The 13,856-nt window shown below is 66.5% G+C and carries 16 protein-coding genes; 7 read left to right on the forward strand and 9 right to left on the reverse strand.

Features of this window, described 5'->3' with window-relative positions; genetic code table 11:
* Window positions 1-197 precede the first annotated feature (197 nt).
* The 3 genes from EJC49_RS05060 to EJC49_RS05070 form a co-directional block, all read right to left on the reverse strand.
* On the reverse strand, window positions 198-1,694 hold the full coding sequence (locus EJC49_RS05060) for an MFS transporter (RefSeq protein ID WP_245453270.1): 1,497 nt from the start codon (window positions 1,692-1,694) through the stop codon (window positions 198-200).
* 11 nt (window positions 1,695-1,705) lie between these two features.
* Window positions 1,706-2,299 carry a TetR/AcrR family transcriptional regulator gene (locus EJC49_RS05065; protein ID WP_126698382.1) on the reverse strand — a complete coding sequence of 198 codons (594 nt, stop codon included), beginning with the start codon at window positions 2,297-2,299 and terminating at the stop codon, window positions 1,706-1,708.
* A 120-nt stretch (window positions 2,300-2,419) separates the two neighbouring features.
* Window positions 2,420-3,208, reverse strand: coding sequence for a GGDEF domain-containing protein (locus EJC49_RS05070; RefSeq protein WP_126698383.1), 789 nt, complete (start codon window positions 3,206-3,208; stop codon window positions 2,420-2,422).
* Window positions 3,209-3,355: 147 nt separating this feature from the next.
* Here EJC49_RS05070 and EJC49_RS05075 point away from each other — a divergent pair, with 147 nt between their 5' ends.
* Entirely contained in the window at window positions 3,356-4,072 is a 717-nt protein-coding gene (locus EJC49_RS05075; RefSeq protein WP_126698384.1) for a pyrimidine 5'-nucleotidase, read from the forward strand.
* Window positions 4,073-4,240: 168 nt separating this feature from the next.
* Window positions 4,241-4,972: a Crp/Fnr family transcriptional regulator gene (locus EJC49_RS05080; protein WP_126698385.1), complete on the forward strand. Its 732-nt coding sequence runs from the start codon at window positions 4,241-4,243 to the stop codon at window positions 4,970-4,972.
* A 13-nt stretch (window positions 4,973-4,985) separates the two neighbouring features.
* On the opposite strand, the gene EJC49_RS05085 is transcribed toward EJC49_RS05080, so the two are convergent.
* Entirely contained in the window at window positions 4,986-5,825 is an 840-nt protein-coding gene (locus EJC49_RS05085) for an LOG family protein (protein WP_126698386.1), read from the reverse strand.
* A 145-nt stretch (window positions 5,826-5,970) separates the two neighbouring features.
* Between EJC49_RS05085 and dapD the strand changes: the two genes are divergently transcribed.
* The 4 genes from dapD (at window position 5,971) to EJC49_RS05105 (ending at window position 9,376) form a co-directional block, all read left to right on the forward strand.
* Entirely contained in the window at window positions 5,971-6,825 is an 855-nt protein-coding gene (dapD, locus tag EJC49_RS05090) for a 2,3,4,5-tetrahydropyridine-2,6-dicarboxylate N-succinyltransferase (protein WP_126698387.1), read from the forward strand.
* Between the two features lie 52 nt (window positions 6,826-6,877).
* On the forward strand, window positions 6,878-7,225 hold the full coding sequence (locus EJC49_RS05095) for a DUF805 domain-containing protein (RefSeq protein WP_170314618.1): 348 nt from the start codon (window positions 6,878-6,880) through the stop codon (window positions 7,223-7,225).
* A gap of 363 nt (window positions 7,226-7,588) precedes the next feature.
* The gene (gene dapE / locus EJC49_RS05100) at window positions 7,589-8,782 is read left to right on the forward strand and encodes a succinyl-diaminopimelate desuccinylase (protein ID WP_126698389.1); all 1,194 of its coding nucleotides are present in this window, start codon (window positions 7,589-7,591) and stop codon (window positions 8,780-8,782) included.
* A gap of 3 nt (window positions 8,783-8,785) precedes the next feature.
* On the forward strand, window positions 8,786-9,376 hold the full coding sequence (locus EJC49_RS05105) for a transporter (protein WP_126698390.1): 591 nt from the start codon (window positions 8,786-8,788) through the stop codon (window positions 9,374-9,376).
* Window positions 9,377-9,529: 153 nt separating this feature from the next.
* On the opposite strand, the gene truA is transcribed toward EJC49_RS05105, so the two are convergent.
* The 5 genes from truA to def form a co-directional block, all read right to left on the reverse strand.
* Window positions 9,530-10,282 (reverse strand): tRNA pseudouridine(38-40) synthase TruA, encoded by a 753-nt coding sequence (gene truA, locus EJC49_RS05110; protein ID WP_126698391.1) that lies wholly within the window; start codon window positions 10,280-10,282, stop codon window positions 9,530-9,532.
* A complete protein-coding gene (locus tag EJC49_RS05115) occupies window positions 10,282-10,782 on the reverse strand; it encodes a GNAT family N-acetyltransferase (RefSeq protein WP_126698392.1) in 501 nt (166 codons plus the stop codon). The genes truA and EJC49_RS05115 overlap by 1 nt, the downstream gene beginning before the upstream one ends.
* Complete coding sequence (gene fmt, locus EJC49_RS05120; RefSeq protein ID WP_126698393.1) at window positions 10,779-11,714, reverse strand: methionyl-tRNA formyltransferase; 936 nt, start codon at window positions 11,712-11,714, stop codon at window positions 10,779-10,781. The genes EJC49_RS05115 and fmt overlap by 4 nt, the downstream gene beginning before the upstream one ends.
* 52 nt (window positions 11,715-11,766) lie before the next feature.
* Window positions 11,767-11,904 (reverse strand): PIN domain-containing protein, encoded by a 138-nt coding sequence (locus tag EJC49_RS25500; RefSeq protein WP_148106288.1) that lies wholly within the window; start codon window positions 11,902-11,904, stop codon window positions 11,767-11,769.
* A gap of 62 nt (window positions 11,905-11,966) precedes the next feature.
* On the reverse strand, window positions 11,967-12,497 hold the full coding sequence (def, locus tag EJC49_RS05125; RefSeq protein WP_126698438.1) for a peptide deformylase: 531 nt from the start codon (window positions 12,495-12,497) through the stop codon (window positions 11,967-11,969).
* 101 nt (window positions 12,498-12,598) lie between these two features.
* Between def and EJC49_RS05130 the strand changes: the two genes are divergently transcribed.
* Window positions 12,599-13,852 (forward strand): DNA recombination protein RmuC, encoded by a 1,254-nt coding sequence (locus EJC49_RS05130; protein ID WP_126698394.1) that lies wholly within the window; start codon window positions 12,599-12,601, stop codon window positions 13,850-13,852.
* The last annotated feature ends 4 nt before the right edge of the window (window positions 13,853-13,856 follow it).

A 13,856-nucleotide genomic window follows, 5' to 3' on the forward strand; every position in this document is an offset into this window, starting at 1 on the left:
CTTCGTCTCCGCCGGGCCACCAGCCCGACGATCGACGAAGACCTCGACCTTGTCCCAAACCAACCCCGGCAGAATGAACCGTATTGGACGCGACACGCTTTAGCACCGCCCCGGCCGCCCTGCAGTGAAAATCCGTCGGTCCAGGGCGACGGGACGCCGAGGAATCGTACCGTCGCCGTGTCGCGAGGGCCGACGCGTCAGGCTTCCGCGACGGGTTGCACCGGCCGGGCGCCGCCATGGACGCCCTGCGCAGGCGCGGGCTTGAGGAAGAGCAGCAAAAGGATCACCGCGACGAAGGCCAGGATCTCGAAGACCAGCGCGTTGCCCATGCTGTCGACATAGGCCTGTCCGGCGGGAATGCCGGCGCCAAGACGGGCAGCGAGCGAGGAAAAGAAAATCTGGCCGGTGATGGCGATGCCGATCGCGCCGCCGATTTGCTGGAAGGATTGCAGGGCGCCGGATCCCGAGCCGGAATCCTGCGGCGGCACGTTGGCGAGGACTGTCTGGAACAGCGACGAAATCGCGGTGCCGAGGCCGAACCCGCAGATCAGCAGCGGCGCGACGAACTGCCAATGGTCGACCGCCTGCCCGACGGACCGCACGACCACGAAGAGCAGGATCATGCCCAGGATGAGCGCGCCGGCGCCACCGGCGATGCGCAGGCGCGGCCAGCGTCCGGCGAAGCGGCCAGACGCGATGGAGGCCAGCAGCACGCCGATGGGGAACGGCACCGTGGTCAGCCCCGACTCCAGCGGACTGAGCCCGAACCCGGTCTGGAGGAAGACGGCAAGGACGATGAAGAAGCCGGCCACGCCGGAAAAGAAGACGGTGACGATCGTCATCCCGAGCAGGAAGCCGCCATTGTGCAGCAAGGTCACCGGAAGGAGCTGGCTCAGATTGGCGCGGGCGCGTCGCGCTTCGTGCCACTGAAAGGCGAAGGCTGAAACGGCCGAAAGGCCGAGCATGACGAAAGTCCAGAGCGGCCAGCCCAGGCTGTGGCCCTCGATCAGCGGGAAGACCAGCAGGAAGACCGTCAGTGCGGCGAGGACGATGCCGCCCACATCATGCCTGAGAGCCGGATTGGACGGCGTCTGCGGAACCAGCATGGCGGTGGCGACCACGGTGAGCACGCCCAGTGGGATGTTGACGAGAAAGATCGGCCGCCAGTCGAGACCGTAGATGTCCGCGCCGATCAGAAGCCCGCCGGTCAGCGGACCCGCCACGGATGCGAGACCGGCCGTGAGACCGAAGAGCGAGAAGGCCACGCCGCGCTCCTGCGGGGGAAACATCAGTTGGGCGATGGCCAGCACCTGCGGCATCATCATCGCACCGGCCAGCCCCTGGAAGACGCGTGCCACGATCAGCGTCTGCATGCTCGGCGCCAGGCCGCAGGCGGCGGAAAAGAGAGTGAAGAGCACCACGCCCGCCTGGAACATCAACTTGCGGCCGATCGTGTCTCCAAGCCGGCCGAAGGGCAACAGGCCGAGCGCGAAGGCGAGCACGTAGGCCGCCACGACCCATTCGATCTCGGTGCTGGTGGCATCGAGGCTGACCTGCAGGCGCGGCAGGGCGACGTTGACGATAGTGACGTCGATCAGGTTCATGAACGCCGCCAGAAGCAGGACGAACAGGGCAAGCCATCGGCGCGGATAGGCCTGGGATGCGGCGCTGGGGGCCGGGTGCGGAGCAGGCATCGTTGTAACCTTCAGGTCCTGATGATGGCGCGGCGAAGCTGCGCGAAGACGGCATCGAGATGGTCCGGCGCGCGCACCGGATGGCGCAGGCAGGCGGTCATGGCGCCAATGACGATCGTGGCGAGCGCAGCGGGGTCGATGTCGGCGTGAAAGCTGCCGTCATCGCGCCCTTCGGCGAGCAGCGCAGCGATCTGGCCATTCCAGGTCGCGTGCAGGGGAACGATCTCGGCGGCCACTTCGGCGTCGCGCCGGGCGCGCGCGCCGAGTTCGGCCATCACGACGAGAAGCTGCCGGTCGGTCTCGAAAAGCTCGCGGAAATCGGCGAATTCGAGTTCGAGGCGCGACCTCGCATCCAGCCCCTGGCGCGGGCGGCGCGCGTGCTGAGCCTGGAAATCCTCGCGCAGCGACTGCGCCACGAGGCGGATCAGCGCCTGCTTGGTCGGAACGTGGTAGTGGAGGGTGGCGATGTTGATGCCGACACGATCGGCGATGTCGCGGGTGCGTAGCCCCTCGAAGCCGCGCTCGGCGATGAGCACGCGCGCGGCGTCGGCGATCGCCTTCTGGCGATCCTCCGTGGAGGCGCGGGCCGTATCCTGATCAACCATTCTCAATCAACTGATTGGTTGCAGCCGTATTGTCAAGCCTGAGCATGCGCCGCACCGGTGCTGACCCGTGTGGCTGCACGCCCGATGCCGCTGGCTGGTATGGGCGAGATGGTCGTCGGTTCAGGCCGCGACGCTGGACGCGACCGAGGCTCCGGTGACGATGCTGTTGCGGCCGCGGCTCTTGGCGGCATAGAGCCGCTTGTCGGCCAACTGGAACACCGAGCTGACCGCCAGTCGCGGCGCGAAGGTCGCGCCGCCGATCGACACAGACAGCGCGATAGGCGTTGCGTCGGCGGCGAGGAAACGGAGGCCGGCGACTTCGGCGCGGATCGCTTCGGCGACCGCCACGTCCGACCGCGCGTGACCGGCGGGGATGCAGACGGCGAACTCCTCACCGCCGATGCGCCCCGCGACGAGGTGCGCCCCCGCCGCCCGCGAGATGGCCGTGGCGATGGCCACCAGGGCTGCGTCTCCGACGGTGTGGCCGTGCGTGTCGTTGATCGCCTTGAAGTGATCCGCGTCGATGATGAGGAGATGACAGGCCTCGCCGTCGCGGTGGGCGCCCTCGACAGCCTGGAAGAAGCTTTCACGGTTGAGAAGGCCGGTCATGGCATCCCGGCTCGCCCGCATGGCCAGCCTTGCATGCGCATCGGCAAGCGACCGGTGCGCCGCAGCGAGGTCGTCATGCGCCTGCGCCAGCTGGTCGTGAAGATGCGTCAGGTTCCGCTTCTGCCAGTAATTGTAGGCACTGACCGGCCAGGCGACGAAAAGCGGGCACAGGAAGCTCAGGAGAAGCGCGTTTCCCTCGAGGACCTGGCCCTGGAGCCCCATCGCGACCGCCGCCACGGCGACGGAGGCGACCATCGCCGCGAACGTGACCATGCCGGACTTGAGAACCACTGAGCGCATCGACCTTCCCCTTACGTCAGCAGGTAGCGCAGGATGGCTTAACAAGCGGATACCGCCTGTGCTCAATGAAGGATGAACGGCGCGTTCGCGCCGGTGACGAGCACTGCCCGATGGTCAACCGGGTGCGGAGCGTGCCATAAGGACGCCATGACGAATCGACCAGATCCGGCGCGGTTTTCGGGCATCGACGAATGGGTGTTCGACCTCGACAACACGCTCTATCCGCACCATTCCAATCTCTTCGCGCAGATCGACGTGAAGATGACCGCCTATGTGTCGGAGCTGCTCCAGCTGCCGAACGACGAGGCGCGCGTCCTCCAGAAGGAACTCTACAAAGAGTTCGGCACGACGCTCAACGGACTGATGCACCGGCACGGCATCGATCCGGACGACTTCCTGCAGAAGGTGCACGACATCGACTATTCCTGGGTGGCACCGGATCCGGCGCTCGGTGACGAGATCAAGGCGCTGCCGGGCCGAAAGTTCATCTTCACCAATGGCGACCGCGGCCATGCGGAGCGCACCGCGCGGCAGCTCGGCATCCTCGATCATTTCGACGACATCTTCGACATCGTCGCGGCCGGCCTCGTGCCGAAGCCGGCGCGCGAGACCTACGACAAGTTCGCGTCGCTGCACCGGGTGACAGGTCCGAATGCCGCGATGTTCGAGGATCTGGCTCGCAATCTGGCCGTGCCGAAGGCCCTGGGCATGACCACCGTGCTCATCGTGCCGCGCAATTTCGAGCCGACCTTCTCGGAAATCTGGGAAAGCGACCCGGACCAGGCCGACGACGTCGACTTCGTCACCGACGACCTCGCCGGATTCCTGCGCGAGATCAATGGCGCGAGAACGGTCGCCGCCTGAACCTCTGCCTCCGCCAGGCGGGCGCGCAGGGCGCCTCTTCGAACTCCCCTGTCAATCCGCCAAACCCGCGCGGCGCATATCATTTTTGAACGCCGCCTCACGCGAAGCTTACTAGAAGCGACGCATCCGATCCGTTGCGGAGAGGAGCCTTTTCCGGGCGGAGGCGACATGGACAGTGAAATTCCCGCACCGCTTCTCGCGGTGCTGGAGCGCAGGGAGATGCTGACGCAACCGGTGCGTGCCGCGCTGGGCTCGCTGCCCTGGCGCCTGCAGGTCGTGGGCGACGGACGCGAGATCATCCCAGAAGGCTTCAGGCCGACAGAGGTGTGTCTGCTGCTCGACGGCATGGCTGCCGACATGCGCTACCTTGCCAGCGGCGACCGGCAGATCACGACGTTGCATGTGCCCGGCGACTTCGTCGATCTGCACGGCCTGTTCGTGAAGGTTCTCGATCACGGCGTGCTGGCGCTGACCGACTGCCAGATCGCCGTGGTCAGACACGAGGATGTCCGCCGCGCCATGCTCGACGATCCCGCGATCGCGGACCTGGTCAGTACCATGATCGCGCGCGGCGCGGCCATCCAGCGCACCTGGATCGTGTGCATGGGGCGCAAGGACCCGGTCCGACGTATCGGGCATCTCGTCTGCGAGATGAGCGCGCGTGTCCTGGCGCCACGCCACGGCCAGGGCCATCGTTTCGAGTTTCCGATCACCCAGGCGGAACTTGCCGACCTCGCCGGGCTGTCGGTGGTGCACACCAACCGGGCCTTGCAGGAGTTGCGCGCGACCGGCCTCGTCGCCTGGCAGGGCGCGAACGTTGTCATCCACAACTGGACGTCGCTCGCCACCTTCGCCGGCTTCGACCCCACCTATCTCGGTCTGGTCCAGGACGCCGGCTGACCCGGCCTTCTTCTCACAACTCGTAGAAGCGCTGGATGCAGTCCCAGGCCTCGGCGGCCGTGTCGGCATATTCGATGATGTGCTGGTCGCCCGGCGAGATCGTGCCCTGCTCGGCCAGGAAGTCGATGTCGATGGCGCGTTCCCAGAACGACCGGCCGAACAGGATCACCGGCACGCGCTCCATGCGGCCGGTCTGGATCAGCGTCAAGGTCTCGAACAGTTCGTCCATCGTGCCGAAGCCGCCCGGAAAGATGGCCACGGCCTTGGCCCGCATGATGAAGTGCATCTTGCGGACGGCGAAATAATGGAAATTGAAGCACAGCTCGGGCGTCACGTAGAGGTTTGGCGCCTGCTCGTGCGCCAGCACGATGTTGAGGCCGATCGAAGGGGCACCGACATCGGCCGCGCCCCGGTTTCCCGCTTCCATCACGCCCGGGCCGCCGCCGGTCACGATCACGAATTCGCGGTAGAGCGAGGCGGCCGAATGTTCCGAGCACAGCCGGGCGAAGGCGCGCGCCTCCTCGTAGTACTTGCTGTTGGCCTCGAGATTCTTCTGCTGCGTCTCGTTCTTGGCCGCCCAGGCCTCGCCGCCCGGCTCGGGAATGCGCGCGCCGCCGAACAGGATCACCGTCGAGCGGATGCCGCGCTCCGACAGGATCATCTCCGGTTTCAGCAGCTCGAGCTGGAGCCGCACGCCGCGCAGGTCGCGCTGGGTCAGGAAGTCCGGGTCGTCCCAGGCAAGCCTGTAGGCGGGCGATTGCGTCTGCGGCGTCTGCGGCACGCTGCGCGCCCGCTGCAGATCCTGGTCCGAGTGCGGCAGCGGCGTCCAGCCGTCATTGGTCTTGTCTTGCATGTCGATCCTGTCCCGAACCCACCTTTAAAGCGCCGTCCCGGGCGCCGTCGCGATTGACCCCCCATGGAGCATGACATAGGTTCCGCGCGACTTTCCGACAGCCTATGGCCTCGCCCCTTAACAGCACGTGTAACGGAGCCACCGCATGCCCAAGCAGGATCTCGCCGCCCTCGAACGCATCATCGAGACGGCTTTCGAGGAGCGCGATGGCGTCAACACCGGCACGCGCGGCGAGGTTCGCGAAGCCGTGGAAGCGTCGCTGCAACTGCTCGATCGCGGCGAGGCGCGTGTCGCCGAACGCGGCGAGGACGGCAGCTGGCGCGTCAACCAGTGGCTGAAGAAGGCGGTGTTGCTGTCCTTCCGCCTCAATCCGATGGAAATCATCAAGGGCGGACCGGGCGATGCGGTCTGGTGGGACAAGGTGGCGTCCAAGTTCGACGGCTGGAGCACCAACGAGTTCGAGAAGGCCGGCTTCCGCGCGGTGCCGAGCTGCGTGGTGCGCCGTTCCGCGCATATCGGAAAGGGCGTGATCCTGATGCCGTCCTTCGTCAATCTCGGCGCCTATGTCGACGAGGGCACCATGGTCGACACCTGGGCGACCGTCGGCTCCTGCGCGCAGATCGGCAAGAACGTGCACCTGTCGGGCGGCGTGGGCATCGGCGGCGTTCTGGAGCCGATGCAGGCCGGCCCCACAATCATCGAGGACAATTGCTTCATCGGCGCCCGCTCCGAGGTCGTGGAGGGCTGCATCGTGCGCGAAGGCGCGGTGCTGGGCATGGGCGTGTTCATCGGCAAGTCGACCAAGATCGTCGACCGCGAGACCGGCGAGATCATGTATGGCGAAGTTCCGCCCTATTCGGTCGTCGTTGCCGGCACGATGCCCGGCAAGGCCCTGCCCAATGGCCAGCCGGGCCCGAGCCTCTACTGCGCCGTCATCGTCAAGCGGGTGGACGAGAAGACCCGCTCCAAGACTTCGATCAACGAGCTGCTGCGCGACTGAGCGGCGGCTCCCTCTCAAAGACAAGGGCGGGCATCGCTTGCCGGATCTCGGAATGTTCACCTGGTTCTTCTTCAGCTACTCCGGGCGCGTGGGGCGACAGTCCTACGCACTCGGCGGCATCCTGCTGTACATGGCGCGGCTGTTTCCCGTCTATCAGATGCTGAGGGCCACGGACGAAGCCGGCCAGTCCTTCTGGAGTGGCATCTTCCTCATCGTCATCTTCGCGACGCTGGTCTGCCACATGGCGCTGTCGGCCAAGCGGCTGCACGACATCGGCCGCTCGGGCTGGTTTGCCGTGTTCTTCGTCATCGGCGATATCCTGATGTTCCTGTTCCTGTGCTTCCCGCCCGGGACGCCCGGCCCGAACCGGTATGGCTCGCAGCCGGATTCGCCACGCTGAGCCGCCTGACGTCGGTTCGGCCTGCCGATCGTGGCAGCGCGGCCGACACGCAGGGAGCGCACCTGGTTCAAGCCAGATCCGCGTGAACGAAATCCGGACCGCCATCGAGCATCGGAACGTCGGCAACCCTTGCACAGGCGCAGGAGAAGCAGCGCCGAAACCGAACTGCGCGGGGTGACCGCGACCCTTGCCGAAGCAGCCATCGCGACGACGGAGAGTTCGCTGATCCGGTGTGATGGCCGGGTTGGCTGCACCGCCAGTTGGACACAGTGCAGATCGACGGATGGAGGCAAGCGACCGGATCGGGCAACGTCCGCTCCTCCCACCGTGACACGCGCTCGCGTTTCCAGTATCGCTGCCGCCATGAGCATGCCCACCGATCCCGTCGCCAATCTCGCTGCCCTGATCCGCTGCCCGTCGGTGACGCCCGCCGAGGGCGGGGCCTTGACGACGCTGGAGGCGATGGTGCGGCCGCTGGGATTTTCGGTCGAGCGGCCGATGTTTTCGGATGACGGCACGCCGGACGTCGAGAACCTCTATGCGAGGCTCTCCGGCAACGGGCCGCACCTGATGTTCGCCGGCCACACCGACGTGGTGCCGGTCGGCGACGAGGCTGCCTGGACGCACCCGCCTTTCGGCGCCGAGATCGCCGACGGTTTCCTGTTCGGGCGCGGCGCTGTGGACATGAAGGGCGGCATCGCCTGTTTCGTGGCGGCAGTGGCCCGGCACATCGAGACGACGGGCCGGCCGGCGGGTTCGATCTCGCTCCTGATCACCGGCGACGAGGAAGGCCCGGCGATCAATGGTACGACACGGCTGCTGGATTGGGCGGCCGCGAAAGGGGAAACCTGGGACGCGGCGCTGGTGGGCGAACCGACCAATCCGGACGCGCTCGGCGACATGATCAAGATCGGCCGGCGCGGCTCGGTCTCAGGCACGGTGACGGTGCATGGCCGGCAGGGACACGTCGCCTACCCGCATCTCGCCGACAACCCGGTGCGCGGCATCGTCATGCTGGCCGAGGCTCTGATGAACCCGGCCTTCGACGAGGGCAGCGACGACTTCCAGCCGACCAATCTCGAGGTCACCACGATCGACGTCGGCAATGCGGCCGGCAACGTCATCCCGGCACGGGCGACGCTGACCTTCAACGTCCGCTTCAACGATCGCTGGACGGTCGAGACGATCCAGGCCGAGATCCATAACCGCCTGGACAAAGCGGCCGCACGGCTCCGGCTGCGGCCCGGCCGCAAGGAGCCCGTGGCCTATGACATCCACTGGGGCGTGCGGCCGAGCCATGTGTTCCTCACCCGCGACGACAGGCTGATCGGGACGCTTACCTCGTCGGTGGAGGCGGTGACCGGACGCCGGCCAGGCCTGTCGACGTCCGGCGGGACGTCGGATGCCCGGTTCATCAAGGATTTCTGTCCGGTCGTCGAGTTCGGCCTGGTGGGCCAGACCATGCACATGGTGGACGAGCGCGTGGCGCTTGCCGACCTCGAGACGCTGACGGCCATCTACCAGCGGTTTCTCGCAGACTGGTTCTCGGGGAACTGAGCCATGCCGCCCGCCGAGCAGATCCACGTCCAGTTGACCGGTGCCTGGCGCATGATGCTCGGCCGCGCCGACGGGTTGCGCATGCTCGACCTGTCGGCCGACGGCTTCTGGTCATCGTTCTTCGCGATCGTGGTCGCGCTGCCGGCGCTGTTTGCGGGCTGGGTGTCCGTCGCCAACGAGATGGCCGTGCTCGATCCGCAAGGGGCGGGACGGCTTTCTCTCATCGTGCGGCTGGCCATCATCGATCTTTCGTCCTGGGTCCTGCCGCTCGTGGCGCTTGCACTGGTCGCCCCGCGGGCGGGGATCGGCGACCGGTTCGTCCACTATGTCGTGGCGTCCAACTGGGCGACGGCGATCGTCGTCTGGATCATGCTGCCGCCAGCCATGCTGCGCTTCTTCATGACGGACGCGGCCGACCTGGCGGCGCTGATCTCGCTCGGGCTCTTCATCCTGACGCTGGTGTTTTCCTGGCGGCTGACCAACATCGCCATCGGCAAGGGGCCGGCGGTCGCCACCGGGGTCTTCGTCGCCATGGTCGGAATGTCGCTGTTCGTGCTGTTCGGGATGCAGGATCTGCTGGGGCTGGCGGGATAGGTGAGTTGGCGAATGGCGAATGGCGAATAGCGAATAGAAATTGGTCTCTGTCATTGGATTTTGTAGACGTCAAAAAGTAGATAATTTATCCTAATCACTAATCACTAATCACTAATCACTAATCACTAATCACTAATCACTATTCGCCACTCGCTATTCGCTACCATACTCCACCGCTACCAGATAAAGCCCATCCGGCGGCGCGACCGGGCCGCAAGCGCGGCGGTCGCGGGCGTCGAGCGCGGCGCGCATGTCGGCCGGGGTCCAGGCGCCCTCGCCGACGCGTTTCAGGGAACCGACCATCGAGCGCACCTGGTTGTGCAGGAAGGATCGCGCCGAGGCACGGATCTCGATGATGTCGCCTGTCTGCTCGACGTCGAAACGGTCGAGCGTGCGCAGCGGGCTGTTGGCCTGGCACTGGACGGAACGGAAGGTGGTGAAGTCGTGCCGGCCCAGCAGCAGCCGGGCCGCCGCCTGCATGGCTGCCGCGTCGAGCCGCCTGGAAACCCACCAGGCATGGCCGCGCTCCAGTGCCAACGGTGCGCGACGATTGACGACGCGGTAGAGATAATGCCGCGCGGTGGCCGAGAAGCGGGCGTCGAAGTCGTCGGCCGCCTGCGCCGCAAGGGTGATCGCCACGCGCTCGCCGGCCAACTGCAGATGGGCGTTGATCGCGTCGCGCACCGTGTCGTCCGGCCAGTCCTTCGACAGGTCGACATGCGCCACCTGCCCCGTTGCATGGACGCCGGCATCGGTGCGGCCGGCGCCGCGCAGCGTCACCGTCTCGCGGCAGAAAGCGAGGATGGCCTGCTCGATCGCCGCCTGCACGGTATGCTGGCCGGACTGACGCTGCCAGCCGGCATAGGCGCCGCCGTCATACTCGATGTCGAGCCGGTAGCGCGGCATCAGATCGCATCGAAGGCGCGGGCGTAGACGATCCGGCCGGATTGGGGCGCCTCTTCGAAGGCGATGGCCTGCAATGCGTCGCCCTGCCAAGTGCATTCGAAGCCCGCGGCGCGATCATGGGTATAGCCGAAGCGGGCGTAGTAGGCGGGGTCGCCAAGCACCACCGACAGGCTCTCGCCCTGCGCCATCAACCGCAGGTGCCCCTCGCGAACCAGTTCCGTGCCAATGCCCACCTGCTGGTGTGCCGGGTCGACGGCCAGCGGCGCGAGTGAGACCGCCGGCGTCGACCACGCGCCGGTCACCACCTGGAGCCGCGAGAACAGCACGTGACCAAGAATCTCGCCGTGGCGCTCGGCGACCAGTTCCAGCACCACGTCGCCGTCGGCGACCAGCCTTTCGGCGAGGTTTGCCTCGTCGGGCCGCCCGAAGGCGCGTTCCTCGACGCCGCGGATCGCGGCGCGATCCTCCGGCTTGGCCGGTCGGATGATGAAGGCGCTCATGTCAGACGGTCTCCCGGAACCAGCTTGGCGCCGCGCAGGAACTCCACCGCAGCGAGCGGCTTGCCGCCCGCCCGCTGGACTTCGACGAGGCGCACGGCACCCTCGCCGCAGGCCACCGTCAAATGGCCGTCGAGAATGGCGCCCGGCGCGCCGGAACCGTCCGCGACGACCGAGCGCAACAGCTTCAGCCGTTCAGTCTTGCCGGCGATCTCGGCCTCGCACCAGGCGCCCGGAAAGGGAGAGAGGCCGCGGATGCGGCGATCGACCTTTGCGGCTGGACACGACCAGTCGATACGGGTCTCGGCCTTGTCGATCTTGCGGGCGTAGGTCACGCCCTCGCCGGGTTGGGGCGCGAGCGTCAGCGTTCCGGCCTCGATGGCGGCCAATGCCTCGACCATCAGGTCGGCGCCCGCCTGCATCAGCGTATCGTGGAGTTCACCGGCCGTCATCTCAGGCAGGATCGGAACCGAGCGGTTCATGGCGACCGGGCCTGTGTCGAGGCCTTCTTCCATCTTCATGATCATCATCGCGGTGGCCGCGTCGCCTTCCATGATGGCGCGCTGGATCGGCGCCGCACCGCGCCAGCGCGGCAGCGCGGACGCATGGCCGTTGAAGCAGCCGAGACGCGGCGCGTCGAGGATGGGGCTCGGCAGGAGGAGCCCGTAGGCGACGACCACCGCCACGTCGGCCCGTAAAGCGCAGAACGCTTCCTGTTCGGCGTCGCCCCTGAGGGATTTCGGCGTGCGGACCTCGATGCCCAACCGCTCGGCTTCGACGTGGACGGGCGATTTCGTCAGCTCGAGCCCGCGCCGACCTGCCGCGCGAGGCGGCTGGGTGTAGACCGCGACGACCTCATGCCCGGCCTCGACGAGGGCGCGCAGCGTCGGAACGGAAAAGTCTGGCGTGCCCATGAAGACGATGCGAAGCGGCATGGTGGTCCGGCGCGTTGGCGAGCGGGTGAAAGGCCGAGCGCGGGGTGTGCGCTCATGCCCCCGCTTCAAACGGGTTTACGACCGCAAGGTCAAGTCCGTCGGAAACCCTGAGGTGGCGGGTGGCGCGTGGCGCATCGTTCAAAAGGCGGATCGCGGCGATCTTGGCGCCTCCGACACTGATCTCGGCCAATTGCCGAGTATCCATGATACCAGCGAACGCCGGCCCGGAAATCATGCGCCGCGCGCGCCGGATCACCCCAAGAGCTTGCCCGGCGGATTGTCCTTGGCGAGCTTCTTGAACTTGCGCACCACCATGTCCCGCTTCAGCCGGGAGATGTGGTCGATGAAAAGCACGCCGTTCAGATGGTCGATTTCGTGCTGCAGGCAGGTCGCCATCAGCCCGTCCGCGTCCATCTCCCTCTTCGTGCCTTCGCCATCGAGATAGCTCAGCCGGATCGCTGCTGGCCGCTCGACCTCGGCGTAGTATTCGGGGATCGAAAGGCAGCCTTCCTCGTGCACGTTGCGCGCGTCGGAGACCGACAGGATCTGCGGATTGATGAAGACGTGCGGCGCGCGTTCCTCGTCCTCCTTGGAGAGATCGATGACAAGCATGCGCAGTGGAACGCCGACCTGAATCGCCGCCAGGCCGATGCCGGGGGCATCGTACATCGTTTCCAGCATGTCGGCCGCCAAGCGGCCGATGTCGGGATCGACCCGTTCGACGGGCTTGGAGACCTCGCGCAGGATCGGGTCGGGCAGGATGACGAGCGGCTTTATCGGCATGGTCTTCAGGTAATCGCTGCTCGGGAGAGCGTCAACTGGGATGAGCAACTTGTTCACGGTTTGGTCTTATGGTCGGCTTCCGAATCGGATAGGCTCGATCAATGAACGATCTGCTCACGCTTCTCTCGGCGCCGCTCGGCCAGCTCGGGGCGACGACCATCACGCTGGGGCACGCGCTGGCGGGGATCGGCGCAGTCGTTTTGCTTCTGTTCATATGGCTGGCTCTCGGCCTGCGGCGGATGGGGCGGGCGCGGACGGACGCAGCCGAAGACGCGGCGCATGCGGCGCGCGAGGCCCAGGCGCGCCTGGTCGAGCTGACGCGGGTCCAGTCCGAGATGCAGGGCCGAATGGCGACCATCGCGGAGGTGTTCGGCTCGCGGCAGAACGAATTGAACAAGGCGATCTCGGAGCGACTCGACGCGATGACCGGGCGCCTCGGCCAGACCATGACCGAGCAGACGAAGTCCACGCATGAGAGCCTGGCGAAGCTGCAGGAGCGGCTCGCGGTCATCGACACGGCGCAAGGCAACATCCAGACGCTCGCCGGCCAGGTGGTGCAGTTGCAGCATATCCTGTCCAACAAACAGACGCGCGGCGCCTTTGGCCAGTCGCGCATGGAAGCGATCGTCGCCGATGGGTTGCCATCGGGCGCCTACGAGTTTCAGGCGACGCTGTCGAACGGCAACCGGCCCGATTGCCTGGTGCGCATGCCCAACGGAGCGCCAGCGCTGGTCGTCGACGCAAAATTCCCGCTCGAAGCCTGGAACGCCATTCGTGCCGCAGCCGAAAGCGAGGGACCGGAAGGGCAGAAGACGGCCGCACAGGCCTTTCGCCGCGACATCGAGGTTCACATCAAGGCGATCGCCGAGAAGTACCTGATCAACGGGGAGACGCAGGAGACGGCCTTCATGTTCGTGCCGTCGGAATCGATCTTCGCCGAAATCCACGAGAACTTCGAAGCGCTGGTGCAGCGCGCCCACCGCGCCCGCATCGTCATCGTCTCGCCCTCGCTGCTGATGCTGTCGATCCAGGTGATCCAGTCCGTGCTGAAGGACGCGCGGATGCGCGAACAGGCGCACCTGATCCAGGGCGAGGTGATCCGTCTGATGGAGGACGTGGGCCGGCTCGACGAGCGGGTGCGCAAGCTCCAGGGCCATTTCGCGATGACGCAGCGCGACGTCGAGCAGATCCTGACGTCGACCGAGAAGGTGACGAAGCGCGGCCAGAGGATCGAAGCGCTGGAGTTTGGGATGGAACAGGCTGGCGGCATCAGCGCCGACGCCGAGACCACGCCGCAGGAGGTCCGTTCGCCGACCGGCTCGCTGCGGCTGCGGGTCGTCGACGGCGACGACTGAAAAG

This window comes from Aquibium carbonis, assembly GCF_003970795.1.
Lineage (GTDB): Bacteria > Pseudomonadota > Alphaproteobacteria > Rhizobiales > Rhizobiaceae > Aquibium > Aquibium carbonis.

Coding starts and splice junctions, on each gene's coding strand:
- def (WP_126698438.1), bottom strand. CDS start 12,497: ATGCCGATAAAGCCGCTCGTCATCCTGCCCGACCCGATCCTGCGCGAG.
- dapD (WP_126698387.1), top strand. CDS start 5,971: ATGCCCAAGCAGGATCTCGCCGCCCTCGAACGCATCATCGAGACGGCT.
- EJC49_RS05065 (WP_126698382.1), bottom strand. CDS start 2,299: ATGGTTGATCAGGATACGGCCCGCGCCTCCACGGAGGATCGCCAGAAG.
- EJC49_RS05070 (WP_126698383.1), bottom strand. CDS start 3,208: ATGCGCTCAGTGGTTCTCAAGTCCGGCATGGTCACGTTCGCGGCGATG.
- EJC49_RS05115 (WP_126698392.1), bottom strand. CDS start 10,782: ATGAGCGCCTTCATCATCCGACCGGCCAAGCCGGAGGATCGCGCCGCG.
- fmt (WP_126698393.1), bottom strand. CDS start 11,714: ATGCCGCTTCGCATCGTCTTCATGGGCACGCCAGACTTTTCCGTTCCG.
- dapE (WP_126698389.1), top strand. CDS start 7,589: ATGAGCATGCCCACCGATCCCGTCGCCAATCTCGCTGCCCTGATCCGC.
- EJC49_RS05105 (WP_126698390.1), top strand. CDS start 8,786: ATGCCGCCCGCCGAGCAGATCCACGTCCAGTTGACCGGTGCCTGGCGC.
- truA (WP_126698391.1), bottom strand. CDS start 10,282: ATGCCGCGCTACCGGCTCGACATCGAGTATGACGGCGGCGCCTATGCC.
- EJC49_RS05075 (WP_126698384.1), top strand. CDS start 3,356: ATGACGAATCGACCAGATCCGGCGCGGTTTTCGGGCATCGACGAATGG.
- EJC49_RS05085 (WP_126698386.1), bottom strand. CDS start 5,825: ATGCAAGACAAGACCAATGACGGCTGGACGCCGCTGCCGCACTCGGAC.
- EJC49_RS05060 (WP_245453270.1), bottom strand. CDS start 1,694: ATGCCTGCTCCGCACCCGGCCCCCAGCGCCGCATCCCAGGCCTATCCG.
- EJC49_RS05095 (WP_170314618.1), top strand. CDS start 6,878: ATGTTCACCTGGTTCTTCTTCAGCTACTCCGGGCGCGTGGGGCGACAG.
- EJC49_RS05130 (WP_126698394.1), top strand. CDS start 12,599: ATGAACGATCTGCTCACGCTTCTCTCGGCGCCGCTCGGCCAGCTCGGG.
- EJC49_RS05080 (WP_126698385.1), top strand. CDS start 4,241: ATGGACAGTGAAATTCCCGCACCGCTTCTCGCGGTGCTGGAGCGCAGG.